Annotated in this window: 11 protein-coding genes; 6 read left to right on the forward strand and 5 right to left on the reverse strand. The window is 72.4% G+C overall.

What is annotated here, in order from left to right; genetic code table 11:
• Positions 1-104: 104 nt before the first annotated feature.
• The 6 genes from infB to HEP85_RS28770 all read left to right on the forward strand — a co-directional run bounded on the left by infB (position 105) and on the right by HEP85_RS28770 (position 10,830).
• Complete coding sequence (infB, locus tag HEP85_RS28745; RefSeq protein ID WP_356012991.1) at positions 105-3,278, forward strand: translation initiation factor IF-2; 3,174 nt, start codon at positions 105-107, stop codon at positions 3,276-3,278.
• A gap of 287 nt (positions 3,279-3,565) precedes the next feature.
• Positions 3,566-3,859: a DUF503 domain-containing protein gene (locus HEP85_RS28750; protein ID WP_168530489.1), complete on the forward strand. Its 294-nt coding sequence runs from the start codon at positions 3,566-3,568 to the stop codon at positions 3,857-3,859.
• A gap of 33 nt (positions 3,860-3,892) precedes the next feature.
• Positions 3,893-4,342: a 30S ribosome-binding factor RbfA gene (gene rbfA, locus HEP85_RS28755; RefSeq protein WP_329290832.1), complete on the forward strand. Its 450-nt coding sequence runs from the start codon at positions 3,893-3,895 to the stop codon at positions 4,340-4,342.
• Entirely contained in the window at positions 4,339-5,244 is a 906-nt protein-coding gene (truB, locus tag HEP85_RS28760; protein WP_168530491.1) for a tRNA pseudouridine(55) synthase TruB, read from the forward strand. Before rbfA ends, truB begins: the two co-directional genes overlap by 4 nt.
• Before the next feature lie 317 nt (positions 5,245-5,561).
• On the forward strand, positions 5,562-9,743 hold the full coding sequence (locus tag HEP85_RS28765; protein WP_369657880.1) for a trypsin-like peptidase domain-containing protein: 4,182 nt from the start codon (positions 5,562-5,564) through the stop codon (positions 9,741-9,743).
• A gap of 133 nt (positions 9,744-9,876) precedes the next feature.
• Complete coding sequence (locus tag HEP85_RS28770) at positions 9,877-10,830, forward strand: bifunctional riboflavin kinase/FAD synthetase (protein WP_168530492.1); 954 nt, start codon at positions 9,877-9,879, stop codon at positions 10,828-10,830.
• A gap of 262 nt (positions 10,831-11,092) precedes the next feature.
• On the opposite strand, the gene HEP85_RS28775 is transcribed toward HEP85_RS28770, so the two are convergent.
• From HEP85_RS28775 to HEP85_RS28795, 5 genes are read right to left on the reverse strand one after another with little or no spacing between them, the layout of a single operon-like run.
• Entirely contained in the window at positions 11,093-12,130 is a 1,038-nt protein-coding gene (locus HEP85_RS28775) for an ABC transporter ATP-binding protein (protein WP_248002104.1), read from the reverse strand.
• Positions 12,127-13,143, reverse strand: coding sequence for an ABC transporter ATP-binding protein (locus HEP85_RS28780; protein ID WP_248002105.1), 1,017 nt, complete (start codon positions 13,141-13,143; stop codon positions 12,127-12,129). Before HEP85_RS28780 ends, HEP85_RS28775 begins: the two co-directional genes overlap by 4 nt.
• Positions 13,140-14,078: an ABC transporter permease gene (locus tag HEP85_RS28785; protein ID WP_168530494.1), complete on the reverse strand. Its 939-nt coding sequence runs from the start codon at positions 14,076-14,078 to the stop codon at positions 13,140-13,142. Before HEP85_RS28785 ends, HEP85_RS28780 begins: the two co-directional genes overlap by 4 nt.
• A 23-nt stretch (positions 14,079-14,101) precedes the next feature.
• A complete protein-coding gene (locus HEP85_RS28790) occupies positions 14,102-15,169 on the reverse strand; it encodes an ABC transporter permease (protein ID WP_211118083.1) in 1,068 nt (355 codons plus the stop codon).
• Between the two features lie 54 nt (positions 15,170-15,223).
• Entirely contained in the window at positions 15,224-17,068 is a 1,845-nt protein-coding gene (locus HEP85_RS28795) for an ABC transporter substrate-binding protein (RefSeq protein ID WP_248002106.1), read from the reverse strand.
• Positions 17,069-17,229 lie beyond the last annotated feature (161 nt).

The following is a 17,229-nucleotide window of genomic DNA, read 5'->3' on the forward strand; positions in this document are numbered from 1 at the left end:
GTTGGAAGTAGGTCGAGATTGCGATGAGCACTCGATGAGCACGCGATGAGTACGCCCATGAAGTAGCGACGGTCCGGACGCAACCCGGACCTAAAAGGAGCGAAGTGGCTAAGGTCCGGGTATACGAACTCGCCAAGGAGTTCGGGGTTGAGAGCAAGGTCGTCATGGCCAAGCTCCAGGAGCTCGGTGAATTCGTCCGTTCGGCGTCGTCGACGATCGAGGCGCCCGTAGTACGCAAGCTGACCGACGCCCTCCAGCAGGGCAACGGTGGCGGCAAGCCCGCCGCACGCAAGGCTGCCCCGGCGAGGCCGGCAGCCCCCTCTCCCGCGCAGGCCGCCCGTCCGGCTGCCCCGCGCCCGCCGGCCCCGAAGCCGGCTGTTTCCGAGCGGCCCGCCGCCGCGCCGGTCACCCCGGCCGCGTCGGGTCCGCGTCCGACCCCGGGTCCCAAGCCCGCTCCGAAGCCCGCTCCCGCGGCTCCGGCGCCGGCCGCTCCCGAGTTCACCGCGCCGCCGTCGGCCCCGTCGGCTCCCTCGGCTCCGGCCGCGGGTGCCCGTCCGGGTTCCGCCCCGCGTCCCGGTGGCCAGTCCCCGCGTCCCGGTGCCCGTCCCGCCGGTGGTCCCGGCCAGGGTGGCCAGGGCCGCGGTGAGCGTCCCGAGCGCGGCGACCGTCCCGAGCGCGGCGACCGTCCCGAGCGCGGCGACCGTCAGGGCGCCCCGCGTCCCGGCGGCCAGTCCCCGCGTCCCGGTGCCCGTCCGGCCGGTCCTCGTCCGGGCAACAACCCCTTCACCTCGGGTGGCTCCACCGGCATGGCGCGCCCGCAGGCGCCCCGTCCGGGTGGTGCGCCCCGACCCGGTGGCGCCGGTGCTCCCGGTGGTCCGCGTCCGCAGGGCGCGGGCGGCCAGGACCGTGGTCCCCGTCCCCAGGGCGGTCCCGGCGGCGCTCCGCGTCCGCAGGGCGGTCCGGGCGGTGCCCGTCCGACCCCGGGCGGCATGCCCCGTCCGCAGGGTGGCGCTCCGCGTCCCGGCGGTGGCCCCGGTGGCAACCGTCCGAACCCCGGCATGATGCCGCAGCGTCCTGCCGCGGGCAGCCCGCGTCCCGGCGGCGGCCCCGGTGGCCGTGGTCCCGGTGGCGGCGGCGGTCGTCCCGGTGGTCCCGGTGGCGGCGGCGGTCGTCCGGGCGGCGGCGGCTTCGCCGGTCGTCCCGGTGGCGGCGGTGGCGGTTTCGCCGGTCGTCCGGCGGGTCCCGGTGGCGGTGGCGGCGGTTTCGCCGGCCGTCCGGGTGGTCCCGGCGGTGGCGGCGGTGGCCGTCCCGGCTTCGGCGGTCGTCCGGGTGGTCCCGGTGGCCGTGGTGGCACACAGGGTGCGTTCGGCCGTCCCGGCGGTCCGGCGCGTCGTGGTCGCAAGTCGAAGCGGCAGAGGCGCCAGGAGTACGAGGCCATGCAGGCCCCGTCGGTCGGCGGCGTGATGCTGCCTCGCGGCAACGGACAGTCCGTCCGCCTGTCGCGCGGTGCGTCCCTCACCGACTTCGCCGAGAAGATCGGCGCCAACCCGGCGTCGCTCGTCGGCGTGATGATGAACCTCGGCGAGATGGTCACTGCCACGCAGTCCGTCTCCGACGAGACGCTGAAGCTCCTCGCGGACGAGATGAACTTCGTCCTCGAGATCGTCAGCCCCGAGGAGGAGGACCGCGAGCTGCTCGAGTCCTTCGACATCGAGTTCGGCGAGGACGAGGGCGACGAGGACGACCTCGTGGTCCGTCCGCCGGTCGTGACCGTCATGGGTCACGTCGACCACGGTAAGACCCGCCTTCTCGACACCATCCGCAAGACGAACGTCGTCGCGGGCGAGGCCGGCGGTATCACGCAGCACATCGGCGCGTACCAGGTCGCGACCGAGGTCAACGGTGAAGAGCGCAGGATCACCTTCATCGACACCCCCGGTCACGAGGCGTTCACCGCCATGCGTGCCCGTGGTGCCAAGTCGACCGACATCGCGATCCTCGTGGTGGCGGCCAACGACGGCGTGATGCCCCAGACGATCGAGGCGCTGAACCACGCCAAGGCGGCCGACGTGCCGATCGTGGTCGCGGTCAACAAGATCGACGTCGAGGGCGCCGACCCGACGAAGGTGCGCGGTCAGCTTACCGAGTTCGGTCTGGTGGCCGAGGAGTACGGCGGCGACACGATGTTCGTCGACATCTCCGCCAAGCAGGGTCTGAACATCGACTCCCTGCTGGAGGCCGTGGTCCTGACCGCGGACGCCTCGCTCGACCTGCGGGCCAACCCGGAGCAGGACGCGCAGGGTATTGCGATCGAGTCCCACCTCGACCGCGGACGCGGTGCCGTTTCGACGGTCCTGGTCCAGCGCGGCACGCTGCGCATCGGCGACACCATGGTGGTCGGCGACGCGTACGGCCGTGTCCGGGCGATGCTCGACGACAACGGCAACAACGTCGAGGAAGCGGGTCCGTCGACCCCCGTCCTGGTCCTGGGTCTCACCAACGTCCCGGGCGCCGGCGACAACTTCCTGGTCGTCGACGAGGACCGCACGGCGCGTCAGATCGCCGAGAAGCGGGCGGCGCGCGAGCGCAACGCCAACTTCGCCCGCCGGGGTGTCCGGTTCTCCCTGGAGAACCTGGACGAGGCCCTCAAGGCCGGTCTGGTGCAGGAACTCAACCTCATCATCAAGGGCGACGCGTCCGGTTCGGTGGAGGCTCTCGAGTCCTCGCTGCTCCAGCTCGACGTCGGCGACGAGGTCGACATCCGTGTCCTGCACCGCGGTGTGGGTGCGGTCACCGAGTCCGACATCAACCTGGCGACCGGCTCCGACGCCATCGTCATCGGCTTCAACGTCCGCGCAGCGGGCCGCGCGGCGCAGATGGCGGAGCGCGAGGGCGTCGACGTCCGGTACTACTCGGTGATCTACCAGGCCATCGAGGAGATCGAGGCGGCCCTGAAGGGCATGCTCAAGCCGGAGTACGAGGAGGTCGAGCTCGGTACGGCGGAGATCCGCGAGGTCTTCAAGTCGTCCAAGCTGGGCAACATCGCCGGTGTCCTGGTCCGCTCGGGCGAGGTCAAGCGCAACACCAAGGCGCGCCTCATCCGCGACGGCAAGGTCATCGCGGAGAGCCTCAACATCTCCGGGCTGCGTCGCTTCAAGGACGACGTCACCGAGATCCGCGAAGGCTTCGAGGGTGGTATCAACCTCGGAAACTTCAACGACATCAAGGTCGACGACGTCATCGCGACGTACGAGATGCGCGAGAAGCCGCGGTCGTAAGACAGTGGCTGGAGCTGGCCGGCGGTGGGAGATCACCGTCGGCCGGCTTGCCGTTTGAACGATCGCGCAGTTCCCCGCGCCCCCGTCTCGGGGCGCGGGGAACTGCGCGACAGGCCCCCACCCGCCCGCCGTCGAAGAACGACCCACGGGGTCCGGGGTGGAGCCCCGGAGGATGTGGGGGCGAAAAACCCCGGCGAGCATCCCACCCGTTCGTTGTACGGTTCTGATGTCCCTGCCAAGTGACTGGCAGGCCGTCTATCCCGTACCGGCGGGACATCCGGTTACACATGTATGTGGGGACGCTGTCCTTCGATCTGCTCCTCGGCGATGTCCACTCGCTCAAGGAGAAGCGCTCTCTCGTCCGTCCGATCGTCGCCGAACTCCGGCGGAAGTACGCGATCAGCGTGGCGGAGACGGGCAACCAGGACCTTCACCGCAGGGCCGAGATCGGTCTCGCGGTGGTCTCCGGAGACACCGAGCACCTCACCGACGTACTGGACCGGTGCGAACGGTTCGTCGCTGCACGGCCGGAGGTGGAACTGCTCTCGGTACGGCGCAGGCTCCACACAGACGAAGACTGACGAAACAAGCAAGGCGAAGAAGGAGACGGACCAGTGGCCGACAACGCGCGTGCCAAGAGGCTGGCGGACCTCATCCGAGAGGTCGTGGCCAAGAAGCTGCAGCGCGGGATCAAGGACCCGCGGCTCGGCACCCACGTCACCATCACGGACACCCGGGTCACCGGGGACCTCCGGGAGGCGACCGTCTTCTACACGGTGTACGGGGACGACGAGGAGCGCGCGGCCGCGGCCGCGGGCCTGGAGAGCGCCAAGGGCGTGCTCCGCTCCGCGGTCGGCGCGGCGGCGGGCGTGAAGTTCACCCCGACCCTGACCTTCGTCGCGGACGCCCTGCCGGACACCGCCAAGACCATCGAGGACCTGCTCGACAAGGCACGGGCCTCCGACGCCAAGGTGCGTGAGGTCTCGGCGGGAGCCGCCTTCGCCGGTGAAGCGGACCCGTACAAGAAGCCGGGCGACGAGGACGAGGACGACGCCGCCGAATGACCCAGAAGCTCCGGACGCCCGACGGGCTTGTCATCGTGGACAAGCCGTCGGGCTTCACCTCGCACGACGTGGTCGCCAAGATGCGGGGCATCGCGAAGACCCGCCGCGTCGGCCACGCCGGCACCCTCGACCCCATGGCGACGGGCGTGCTCGTCCTCGGCGTCGAGAAGGCGACCAAGCTCCTCGGGCACCTCGCGCTCACCGAGAAGGAGTACCTCGGTACGATCCGGCTCGGCCAGAACACGCTGACGGACGACGCCGAGGGCGACCTCACCTCCTCCACCGACGCCTCCCGGGTGACCCGGGAAGCCGTCGACGCCGGGATCGCCAAGCTCAGCGGCGCCATCATGCAGGTGCCGTCCAAGGTCAGCGCCATCAAGATCGACGGCGTGCGCTCCTACAAGCGGGCACGTGAGGGCGAGGACTTCGAGATCCCGGCCCGTCCCGTGACGATCTCGTCGTTCACCGTGTACGACGTCCGGGACGCCGTGGCCGAGGACGGCACGCCCGTCCTGGACCTGGTCGTCTCCGTGGTCTGCTCGTCCGGGACGTACATCCGGGCGCTCGCCCGCGACCTCGGCGCGGACCTGGGCGTCGGCGGCCATCTCACCGCCCTGCGCCGTACCCGCGTCGGCCCGTACAAGCTGGACTGCGCGCGTACCCTCGACCAGCTCCAGGAGGAGCTGACCGTGATGCCGATCGCGGAGGCCGCCACGGCCGCGTTCCCGCGCTGGGACGTGGACGACAGACGGGCGCGACTGCTGCTCAACGGCGTGCGCCTGGAGATCCCCGAGGAGTACGCCGGAGCGGGCGCCGTGGCCGTCTTCGATCCGGCGGGGCAGTTCCTTGCGCTGGTGGAGGAGCAGAAGGGGAAGGCCAAGAGCCTCGCCGTGTTCGGCTGAGGCCCGCGGCATCCGTCGAAGCCCGCGCATCCCCACGGCCCGCGAGATCCTGCGGGCCGGTTGAGGGCGCGTGCTTCCGGCAGGGACCACTCGCCCGTGGAGCGGCGGTCACGGGGCTTCGCGCCCGCCGCTCCATGGTCCCCCCTCGGTTCCCCCACCCAGAGGTGTATCCATCCGTCCTGCCCTATTCACCCCATCGGGCAGGCGCTCGGAGTGAACCGAGGGAGCGGAAGGGGGCGCGTTCACCACGCGATCTGTCCCGCTGATCACCTCGCGCCTACGGTCGGAGGAACGGAGCGCGGCGGGGAGGTTCGAACATGGCGGGACGGGGCCCGCGGACCGGGGACGAGCAGCAACCGGCCGCCATCGACCGCGCGCGGGACGAAGGCCTGGTGCGCATCTGCGATCTGGCTGGACGCCCGCGCGGCACGGGCTTCGTCGCCGACCACCACGGCACGGTGATCACCAGCCACGAGGCCGTGGACGGTCTGGCCCGCCTCGTGCTGCACGCCCCCGGCGACCGCAGCTGTGTGGTGGGCGCCGACGCCGTGACCCCCCTGCCCGCCGCCGATCTGGCACTCGTCCGCACCGAGGGCCTCGACCTCGACCCGCTCCCCGTCACCGTGCGGGACCGCGTCGGGACCGGCACGTACGTCCGGATCGCCGCGGGGGGCTGGCGCGAGGCGCGGGTGCTCGACACCACCGCCGTGACGTACACGGCCACCGACCGTTTCCACCTGCTCGGCGAGGCGCTGGAGCTGGCGATCGGCACGGCGGGCGCGGACGCCCTGCGGCTCGGCGGCGGGGCGGCCGGAGGCCCGGTCCTCGACGTGTCGACCGGGGCGGTGATCGGCGTCGTGGGCACCGCGCTGCACGGGGAGCACCCGACCGCGCGGTTCGCCGTACCCCTGCGCACACCCGGCGTGCGGGGACCGCTCGCCACGCTGCTGGCCCGCAATGCCGCGACCGTGCCCGCGTACGGCGCCGATCTCAATCCGGCCGGGGTGCTGGAGCTCACGGCGACCTCGGTCGGCTCCGACGGACCGGATGCGGGGCCGTCCGGTACCGGTGAGGAATCGTCCACCATCGTCGAACGGACCGCCGTCGTCGGGGAGTTCGACAACTTCGTGAGCGGCCCGGCCGCCGTTCTCGGGCTGGTCGGCCCACCCGGCAGCGGCCGTACGACGGAGCTGGCGGCCCTCGCCGCCCGCCGCACCGGCGGCGCCGAACCGGCCCCCACGCTCTGGTTGCGGGGAGCCGACCTGCTCGCCACGGACACCTCCGTCGCCGACGCGGCGGCACGGGCACTGGAGCGGGCCGGACGGATCGTGGCGGCCTCGCGGGAGGGGACGCCCGGGGACTCGGAGGTGCTGCCCCCCGGCGAGTACGGCGGTGAGCTGGGCGACATCGGCCCGGAGCGCCTCGCCTCGCTGTCCCGGGACGCCGGACGTCCGCTGCTGCTTCTCCTCGACGGCCCCGAGGAGATGCCGTCAGCCCTCGCCCACCGGCTGCCCGACTGGACGGCGGGTACGGCCGAGTGGCTGGGGGAGACCGGGGCGCGGCTCGTCGTCGCCTGCCGGCCGGAGTACTGGGAGCAGGCGGGGGCGCACTTCCCGGCGGAGCTCCTGCACCGGGCCGCCGGGCCCGAGCCGCCGCTGCCGCCGTGCGTCCGGCTGGGTGATCTCACGGAGGAGGAGGCGCGGCGGATCCGGGCGCGGGCCGGTATCCCCGAGGGCATGCTGGGGGCCGCCGACGCACGGCACCCGCTGACCCTTCGCCTGCTGGCCGAGGTGCGCGCCGTGCTGCCGGACGCCCCCGCCGGGCGGCTCGACCGGCACGACGTCCTCGGTGCCCATCTGGATCTGATGTGCCTGCGCGTCGCGGTTCGGCTCGCGGCGGCGAACGGGGTGCGCGGCAGCGCCGTACGCCGTCTCGCCGCGCAGGTCTCCGGCCGGATGCACGAGGCCGCGCGGCGCTGTCTCGGGCCGGGGCAGGGCCAGTTGGACCGCGAGTCCTTCGAAGCCGTCTTCCCTTGGGGGCCCGCTCCGGGGCGCCGTTCCGGCCGGACCACCGGCTGGGCCTCCGCCGTCCTCACCGAGCGCCTCCTGGTCCCCGCGGGCAACGGCTACCGCTTCGCCCACGAAGAACTCGCCGACTGGATCCAGGGCACCCATCTGGACCTGGACGCGGCCCTGCACGCCCTGGTCCACCGGAGCCGTGACACGGCCCCGGCCGCCGGGGCCCGGGTGCCGCCCCCGTCCGGGACGGAAGCCGAGCGGGTACCCGCCCAGCGGACACCGCCGTCGGCCGAGGCGGGACCGGGGGCCGCGCCGGGGCCGGAGACCCGGACAGGCGCGCCGCGCCGCCGGCGGTCGCGTGGCTCCCGTCCCGCCGTCCGCACCGGCCCGCGCCTCATTCCCGTCCCCCGGCACCGCATCGGGCCGGTCGTCGAGGCCCTGCTCCTCCTGGCCCGTCAACAGGACGCGGCGGCGCTGACCCCTCGACTCGAAGAACTGGTCCACGCCCTGGATGCCCTCCTGCCGGACGCGCCCGCGCCGCCGGAGGACCCCGTCTGGTGGGCCACGCGACTCTTCGGTGACGTCGTGCTGCGGCTGCCCGACGCGACCCCGTACACGGGGGTCCTGGAGCTGCTCGCCGAGCGGATCGTGCGATGGCGGGCGGCGGGCCGGGGTGTTCCGGCGGAGTTCGGGCCGTCCTTCTGGGAGGCGCTGCCGCTGCCGCGGACGGAGCGGCTCGACCTGCTCAGGAGCCTGGTCGTCGCGGACGAGGCGCCGCGTCAGGCGGGCCCGGACGACACGACCGCGCACGACGGCGCCTCGGTCGACATGGGTCGGGTCGACATGGGTCCGATCCATATGTCCCCGGCCGACATGGTGCAGCTCGGCACGGCTGTGGCCGAGGTGGCCCCCGTGGACATGGTGCCGGCGGACCCGGCCCCCGGAGGCACGGTGCCGCGGGGCGCGGCCGCCGTGGGCATGGTGCCGGGCGACACGGCCGTCGTCGGGATGGCGCGGGGCGGCGCGGCCCTCGACGCCGCCCCCTCGGTCGACACGGCGCGGTACGCCGACGCCACCGCGGGTGCGGCACCGGAGGGTGCGGCGTCCGCCGGTGGAGCACGGGAGCGCGCGGCCACGGACGGCGCCCGCCTTCTCGACGAGGCCCCGGCCGACCGGCCCCCCGCTGCCCACCAGAGGCCCGTAGGCACCCGCACGCCGGAAAGCACCGTCCCTCCGGAAGCCCCCCGTACGCCGGAAGACACCCGTACCCCCCGCTATCTGGACGCCGTGGCCCGGCTCCTCGCCGCCGACCCCACCGGCGTGGCACCTCACCTCATCACCTGGTTCGACGACGACCGCCCCCTGCCCGCGACGCCCCACGCCACCGTGGCCACCGCGGCCCAGGCGCTGCTCTACGCTCACCGGCGGCGTGCCCTGGACGACCTGGCGGAGGCCCTGGTGGACAGCGCGCACCGCCGGGCCGACGAGCTGCTCGCCGCGCTCGCCGAGGAGGAGCCGTCGGCGGTCTGCCGCGCCGTCGACCGGTGGGCGCACGACACACGGCCGGCCCGGCGGGTGGCAGCGGTGGCGTACGGACTGCGCGCCGCGCCGCACGTACGCACCGAGGCCGACCGCGCCCTGCTGCGCTACGCGGCGCTCGCCCTGCTGGCCCGCCCCGCCGACTGCACACTGCACGGCGGAGCGCTCGGCCTGCTCGTACGGGATCCGCGGAGCCGGGCCGCGTATCTGCCGCAGGCGCTGGAGCGGTTCGCGGCGGGCGACGCGCAGCTGCCCGCCCGCGCCCTGGTCCCCGCCCTCGCGACGCACCCCGACCAGGTGATCGCCGCGTTCCGGGCCCGGCTGCGGCAGCCCGGCGCGGATCCGGCCGAGGCGCTGCGCACGCTCGCCGACGTCACCACGCCCGCGCTCGCCCACCGGGTCGCCGCGCTCGTACGGGAGATGGTGGAGCTGCGCCCGGAGGCCGCCACGCACATGGCCGCCTATGTCGACCGTCGTCTCGCCCACGGGTCCGTCGCGCGCACGGCGCTCTTCCCGCTGGTCACGGGGCTGCTGGTCGGCTGCCCGGCCCCGGTGCGGTCGGCCCTCGCGACGGTGCTGGCCGCGCCGGGCAGCCGTACCTCCCAGGAGCTGCGGCGTGAGCTGCTGGATCTGCTGCTCGCACACGAGCGCGACCCGGCCGTCCTCGGCACCCTGCTGCGGGCCGCCGCGGAGGGCATGGCCCGCCGGGGCGAGGAACCCACCCGGGAGCTGGTGCACCGCACGGGCCGGCTACTGGTGCGCACCCCCGCCGGGGCCACCTGCTTCGACCGCGGCCTCGTCGAGCTGGCCCGCCAGGCGCCGGGATTCGCCGCGGTGGTGGCCGGCTGGCTGGCCGGCGCCCCCGAGGAGTGGGCCGGGGTGGTCGGCCCGAGCACCCGCCGCATGATCGAGAATCTGGCCGGCGTGCGGGTCCCCGCTTGAGTCAGGCCTTGGTCAGGTTCTCGTGCTCCGCGTCACAGCTCGATGCCGATGCGAACCGGGAGCACGCGGCATGGCACCCTTAGAGCTGCGAATGAGGCAATCACGGACACGGGTTCGACAAGGAGCGGTCACAGTGCAGCGCTGGCGTGGCTTGGAGGACATCCCCCAGGACTGGGGGCGCAGCGTCGTCACCATCGGTTCCTATGACGGGGTGCACCGCGGACACCAGTTGATCATCAGCCATGCGGTGGACCGGGCCCGGGAGCTGGGTGTTCCCTCCGTCGTGGTCACTTTCGACCCCCACCCGAGCGAGGTCGTCCGGCCGGGCAGCCACCCGCCGCTGCTCGCCCCGCACCACCGCCGCGCCGAGCTGATGGCAGAACTGGGCGTCGACGCGCTGCTGATCCTCCCCTTCACGACCGAGTTCTCGAAGCTGTCGCCCGCCGACTTCGTGGCGAAGGTGCTGGTCGACAAGTTGCATGCCAAGGCCGTCGTGGAGGGCCCGAACTTCCGCTTCGGCCACAAGGCCGCCGGCAACGTCGACTTCCTGCGCGAGCAGGGCCAGACGTACGACTTCGAGGTCGAGGTGGTGGAGCTCTACGTGAGCGGTGCGGCCGGCGGCGGTGAGCCCTTCTCCTCGACCATGACGCGGCGGCTGGTCGCCGAGGGCGATGTGGAGGGGGCGCGCGAGATCCTGGGCCGTCCGCACCGCGTCGAGGGCATCGTCGTGCGTGGCGCCCAGCGCGGCCGCGAGCTCGGCTTCCCGACGGCCAACGTCGAGACCCTCCCGCACACCGCCATCCCCGCCGACGGCGTCTACGCCGGCTGGCTGCACGTCGGGGACGAAGCGATGCCCGCGGCGATCTCCGTCGGCACGAACCCGCAGTTCGACGGGACCGAGCGCACGGTGGAGGCCTACGCCATCGACCGCGTCGGCCTCGACCTGTACGGCCTGCATGTCGCCGTCGACTTCCTCGCCTTCGTCCGCGGCCAGGCCCGGTTCGACTCCATCGAGGCACTGCTCGAGGCCATCGCCGACGACGTGAAGCGGTCCCTTGAACTGATCGAGGCGTACGGGGCCCTGTAGCCGTCCCTCACACAGCCGCGTGGCCGGCGCCCCTCACCGGGCACCGGCCACCCCTGTTTCCCCGGACGCCGGCGCCCCGTGAGGCAGGGCGGTCCATACCGGTTTCACCGGAACCGGATCCAGCGCCCGCCTCGGCACCGGAACCGGCCATTCCCGTTCGGCCTGGCAGGCGCCCACCCGAGCCACCGTCCACGGTCACCCCGCTTCACGTACCGGCCCGCACCTCACGTACCGCCGCGCACCTCACGTGTCGCCCCGCACCTCACGTCCCGACCGTCGCCGCCCAGTGGCACGCCACCTGCGCCTCTCCGCCGCCGCCCAGTACCGGCAGGTCCTGCCCGCGGCACGCGTCCGCGACGCCCGCGCGTTCGGCCTCTCCGCCCGCCAGGATCTGGCAGCGCGCGTGGAAGCGGCAGCCCGAGGGGATGCGGGACGGGTCCGGGGGCTCACCGGTGAGCACGACCGGAGCGCCCGGTGCCTCCGGGAGAACGGACAACAGGGCCTGGGTGTACGGGTGTCGGGGCGCCGTCAGGACCTCGGCGACCTCGCCCGTCTCCACGATCCGGCCCAGGTACATCACCGCGACCCGGTCGGCGATGTTCCACGCCAGGCCCAGGTCGTGGGTGACCACCAGGGCGGACAGGCCGAGTTCGGCGCGCAGCCGCAGGAGCAGGGCGAGGATCTCGCCCCGTACCGACGCGTCGAGGGAGGCCACCGGCTCGTCGGCGACGATGAGTTCGGGTTCCAGGACGAGCGCGCCCGCGATGACGACGCGCTGACGCTGGCCCCCGGACAGTTCGTGCGGGTAACGCAGGAAGAAGCGCTCCGGTGGACGCAGGCCGGCCCGGGAGAGGGCCTCCGCGACGGCCGCCCGTTCGTCGCCCCCGTATCCGTGGATGCGCAGCCCCTCGGCCACCGCGTCGTACACCGTGTGCCGGGGGTTGAGCGAGCCGCTCGGATCCTGGAGGACCAGTTGGACCCGCTTGCGGTAGGCCTTCAGGGCGCGGGAGGAGTAGTCGAGCGGTCCGCCGTCGAAGGTGACACGACCGCCGGTGGGCGGGACGAGACCGAGCAGGGAACGGGCGAGCGTCGTCTTGCCGCAGCCGGACTCGCCGACCAGCGCGACGATCTCGCCGCGGCGGATGTCGAGGTCGACCCCGTCGACGGCACGGGCGCGGGCGGCGCCGCGCCGTCCGGGGAAGGCGACGTGCAGTCCCTCGGCGCTGAGCAGCGGCGGTGCGAGCGCGGGCGCCGGTGTCGCCGCCGGTACGGGGGACGACGGCGCGGGCGGGTTCGTCATGGCGTGCTCCTGACTGGTTCTGCCGCTCCGGCGGTCGTGTCCACGTGCACACAGGCCGCCCACCGTCCCGCGCCCGCGTCCCGCAGTCCCTGGTCCTGGTCGGCGCACGAGTCCAGCGCCACCGGGCACCGGGGGTGGAACGTACAGCCGGAGGGGAGCGCGGAGGGGTCCGGGGGATCGCCGGGCAGGCCGCGCGGCGCGAACCGCGAGGCGCTGTCCCCGATGCGCGGAAAGGCCGCGGACAGGGCCTGGCCGTAGGGGTGCCGGGCGTTGTCGTACACCTGCCGGGCGGGACCCTCCTCGACGACGCGGCCCGCGTACATCACCGCGAGCCGGTCGCAGGTGTCGGCCAGGACCGCGAGGTCGTGACTGATCATGAGGAGGCCCAACTCCTGCTCGCTCACGAGCTGTTCGATCAGGCGGAGGATCTGCGCCTGGATCATCACGTCGAGCGCCGTGGTCGGTTCGTCGGCGATGACGAGCCGGGGGTCGCAGGCCAGCGCCATGGCGATCATGACGCGCTGGCGCTGCCCGCCGGAGAGCTCGTGCGGGTAGGCGTCCGCGCGGGCGGCGGGCAGACCCACCTGTTCCAGCAGTTCGCCGGTCTTCCTCCGGGCGGCCGCCGGGGTCGCCTTCTTGTGCAGCAGGATCGGCTCGGCGATCTGGTCGCCGATGCGGTGCACGGCGTTCAGGGAGTGCATCGCTCCCTGGAAGACGATCGAGGCGCCCGCCCAGCGGACCGCCCGCACCCGGCCCCACTTCATCGTCAGCACGTCCTCGCCGTCGAGCAGGATCTCCCCGCTCGTGCGGGTGCCCGGGGGCAGCAGCCGCAGCAGCGCGAGGGCCAGCGTGGACTTGCCGCAGCCGGACTCGCCCGCGATACCGAGCTTCTGTCCCGCGTCGAGCGAGAGGTCCACGCCGCGTACGGCGGCCGCCCCGCCCGCGTACGTCACTTCGAGGTTCCTGACCGCCAGCAGGGGCTGCCTTGCGGGAGTGTCCACCGGAGTGCTCAACGGGTCACCCCCAGCTTCGGGTTGAGAACCGACTCGACCGCACGCCCGCACAGGGTGAACGCGAGCGCGACCACCGCGATCGCGATCCCCGGCGGAACCAGGTACCACCACTTCCCGGCGCTGACCGCGCCCGCCTCCCGCGCGTCCTGGAGCAGGCCGCCCCAGGACACGATCGTGGGATCGCCCAGGCCGAGGAACGCGAGCGTCGCCTCGGCCAGGATCGCCGAGGAGATGATCAGGGTCGTCTGAGCCAGTACCAGTGGCATCACATTGGGCAGCACGTGCCGCGACATGATGTGCCAGTGCCCGCCACCGAGCGCCTTGGCCCGTTCGATGTAGGGCCGCGACTCGACGGCGAGGGTCTGCGCGCGGACCAGCCGGGCCGTCGTCGGCCAGGTGGTGACGCCGATCGCCAGGATGATCGTGCCGAGCGAGCGGGTCATCACGGTCGCCAGCGCGATCGCGAGGACCAGCGTCGGCATCACCAGGAACCAGTCCGTGATCCGCATCAGCACGGTCGCGTACCAGCCGCGGAAGTGGCCCGCGGTGATCCCGATGAGGGCGCCGATCGCGACCGAGAGCACGGCGGCGAGCAGTCCGACGAGCAGGGAGACCCGGGCGCCCCACACCACGAGTCCGAGCAGATTGCGACCGAACTGGTCGGTGCCCAGCGGGAATCGGGCACTGGGGCTCTCCATCGGCCGGCCCGGCGCGTCGGTCACGCTCTGCACGTGGGAGCCGACGGTCAGCGGAGCCGTCAGGGCGATGAGGGCGAAGAGCGTGAGCGCGGCGAGCCCGAGGACGCCCGCCCGGTGGGTGCGGTACTGCCGCCAGAAGCGGACGGCGGAGTTGCGGCGGCGTTGCCTGGCGAGGGTGCGGGAGCTCTTCGCGTCCGCGGTGACGGCCTGTTCGGCCGCCGTGGATTCGGTTGTCATCGGCCCGTCCGACTCGGTCGTGGTCATCGGCCCACCCGTGGGTCCAGCAGCGGATAGATCAGGTCGGCCAGCGTGTTCATCACGACCACCGCCGCCGCGAAGACGAAGAACAGCCCCTGCACCAGGGGCAGATCGGGCACGCTCAGCGCCTGGTAGAACAGGCCGCCGAGGCCCGGCCAGGAGAAGACGGTCTCGACGAGGATCACGCCCGCGACCGTCCGGCCGAGGTTGATGAAGATCAGCGTGACGGTCGGCAGCAGTGCGTTGGGCACGGCGTGGCGGCGCCGTACGAGATCGTCGCGCAGGCCCTTGGCCCGTGCCGTGGTCAGGTAGTCGCTGCCCATCTCGTCCAGCAGCGCCGAGCGGGTGACCAGCAGCGTCTGCCCGTACTCGACGGCGACCAGCGTCACGACCGGCAGGACCAGATGGTGGGCGACGTCGAGGACGTACGCGAAGCCCTCCTTGCCCCCCGACTCCATGCCGCCGGTCGGGAACAGGCCCGGGACCGGGCCCACACCCACCGAGAAGACGATGATGAGCAGCAGCCCGAGCCAGAAGGACGGGATCGAGTACAGGGTCAGCGCCAGACCGGTGTTGAGGCGGTCGCTCAGCCCGCCGTTGCGCCAGGCGGAGCGGGTGCCGAGGAAGATGCCGAGCGCCGTGTAGAGGACGAACGCCGTGACGGTCAGGAGCAGCGTGTTCGGCAGCGCTTCGGTGATCTTGTCGATGACGGGGGCCCGGAACTGGTAGGAGGTGCCCAGGTCGCCGGTGAGCGCCTTGCCGCAGTAGTCCGTGAACTGCTCCCAGAGCGGCAGGTCGAGCCCGAACTCCGTCCGGTAGTGGGCCAGTTGCTCGGCGGACACCTGCCGACCGCCGGTCATGTACTTGACCGGGTCGCCGGGGATGAGCCGGAAGAGGAAGAAACTGGTGACGAGGACGGCGAGCAGTGAGACGGCCGCGCCGCCCAACTTGCCCGCCACATAGCGCAGATACGCGGTCGTGGTGCGCGCCCGTGGCCCGCGGACCGACGGTCCGGCGTCTGCCGGACCGTCGGTCGCCTCGACCAGCGAGGGTGTTGCCTCAGCGGTCATGAACTACTCATTCGCTCGTACGTCCATGGAGTGCCCCGGGGGGTGTGGGGCGCGCTATTCGCGGTCCTCGGCCGTGGCACGGCGACGCATCGCGAAGAACGCCCCGGCGCCCACGAGGACGACCACGCCCGCGACGATGCCGATGATGACGCCCGTCGAGCCCGAACCGTCGGAGGACGCACCGGAGGAGCCGGCCGGAACCGCCGACCACCAGCTCCAGTAGCCGTCCTGGCCGTAGATGTTCCCGGCCGCCTTCGGCATCGTCTCGATCGACTTGATCTGGTCGGTGCGGTAGGCCTCCACCGCGTTCGGGTACGCCATGACGTTCATGTACCCGGTGTCGTACAGCCGCGACTCCATCTGCTTGACGATCTCCGCCCGCTTGGCGGTGTCGTACTCGGCGAGTTGCCGGCCGTACAGCTCGTCGTACTTCTTGTCGCAGATGAAGTTGTCCGTCGCGCCCGTGTCCTTGGGCGTGGCGGGCAGCGCCGCGCAGGTGTGGATCGACAGCACGAAGTCGGGGTCGGGGTTGACGGACCAGCCGTCGAAGGCCAGGTCGTACTTGCCCGCGAGCCACGGGTCCGTCACGTTGTCCAGGCAGTTGAGGGTGACGCCGATGCCCAGCTTGCCGAACCACTCCTTCAGGTACTGCCCGACCGCCTTGTCGTTCGGGTCGGTGGCGTGGCACAGCAGCCGGTAGTTGATCGGCTTGCCGTTCTTCTCGACGCGCTTGCCGTCGCCGTTCTTCTTGTATCCCGCCTGGTCGAGGAGCTGGGCCGCCTTCGCCGGGTCGTAGCCGAGGTTCTGACCGGCCGTCGGCTTCCAGGAGTACGTGGAGAACCGCGGCGGGATGTATCCCTCGCCCTCGACGGCGTGGCCCTGGAAGACCTTGTCGACGAGGGTGCTCCGGTCGATCGCCATGAACAGCGCCTGGCGCACCTTCTGGTCGAGCAGGGACCCGGCTCCGTCACCGAAGCGGTCCCCGTTCGCGGCCTGGGCGCCGGGATTGGTGGCGAGGGCGTAGAAACGGCGGCCGGGGGCGTCGTTGACCTTGATGTTCGGCTGGCTCTTGAGCGCGGCGGACTGGGCGGGCGTCAGATTCGAGACGAACGACACCTCGCCCTTCTGCAGGGCCGCGACGGCCGCGTCACCGTCCTTGTAGTACTTGAACACCAGCTCGTCGAACTTGGGTGCGCCCCGCCAGAAGGTCTTGTTCGGCTTCAGCCGTACATAGCTGTCGGGCTTGTAGTCCGTCAGGATGAACGGCCCGTTGCCGACGATCGGGAAGCTCTTGTCGTTGTTGAACTTGGAGAAGTCCCCGACCTTCTCCCAGATGTGCCGGGGCACGATCGGGACGTCGAGGGCGGCCATGGTGGCCTGCGGCTTCTTCAGCTCGATGACCAGCTTGGTGGGGCTCGGGGCGGTTACCTTCTTGAAGTTGCCGACGAAGCTGCCGTTCGCGGTGGCCGCGTTCGGGTCCGTCATCATCTTCGTGAAGGTCCACGCCGCGTCCTCGGCGGTGGCCTGCTTGCCGTCCGACCACTTGGAGTTCGAGCGGATCGTGTAGGTCCAGGTGAGCTTGTCGGCGGACGGCGCCCACTTGGTGGCGAGGCCCGGGATCGCGTGGTTGTCCGCCGGGTCGTAGTTGGTCAGGTACTCGTACATGAGCCGGTGGATGCTCGTGCTGACCAGGCGCGACGCCAGGAAGGGGCTGAGCGAGTCGACGCTCTGCGCGACCGCGACGGTGAGGACGTTCTTGCCCTCCGCGGCCCGGGCCTGCTGCGGGGCCGGATCGAGCGGGGTCGCGAAACCGGCGGTGAGAGTGAGCGCGGCGGCGCCCGCGGCGGCGAGGAGCCTGAGACGCGGGCGTCCTCCGGTGAGCTGATCCTGTCTGTTCATGGGTCGGTGACCTCGCGTCATCGCTCGCACGGGGATGGCTGGTTGAACTAATGGATCAGAGGTGAACGGGGGCGCCGGCGGGGTTGATGTGTGTGTCTATCAGCGGCGGTCTCCGCGAGTCAACGGCAGGTGGACCCCATGTGGCCTGCGGAAATAACGAG

It is taken from the genome of Streptomyces sp. RPA4-2 (assembly GCF_012273515.2).
Taxonomy (GTDB): domain Bacteria; phylum Actinomycetota; class Actinomycetes; order Streptomycetales; family Streptomycetaceae; genus Streptomyces; species Streptomyces kaempferi.

What these genes read in the sequence shown, in the direction of transcription:
- HEP85_RS28750 (WP_168530489.1), top strand. Translation starts at nt 3,566, where the DNA reads ATGTATGTGGGGACGCTGTCCTTCGATCTGCTCCTCGGCGATGTCCAC.
- truB (WP_168530491.1), top strand. Translation starts at nt 4,339, where the DNA reads ATGACCCAGAAGCTCCGGACGCCCGACGGGCTTGTCATCGTGGACAAG.
- HEP85_RS28765 (WP_369657880.1), top strand. Translation starts at nt 5,562, where the DNA reads ATGGCGGGACGGGGCCCGCGGACCGGGGACGAGCAGCAACCGGCCGCC.
- HEP85_RS28775 (WP_248002104.1), bottom strand. Translation starts at nt 12,130, where the DNA reads ATGACGAACCCGCCCGCGCCGTCGTCCCCCGTACCGGCGGCGACACCG.
- HEP85_RS28785 (WP_168530494.1), bottom strand. Translation starts at nt 14,078, where the DNA reads ATGACAACCGAATCCACGGCGGCCGAACAGGCCGTCACCGCGGACGCG.
- HEP85_RS28790 (WP_211118083.1), bottom strand. Translation starts at nt 15,169, where the DNA reads ATGACCGCTGAGGCAACACCCTCGCTGGTCGAGGCGACCGACGGTCCG.
- HEP85_RS28795 (WP_248002106.1), bottom strand. Translation starts at nt 17,068, where the DNA reads ATGAACAGACAGGATCAGCTCACCGGAGGACGCCCGCGTCTCAGGCTC.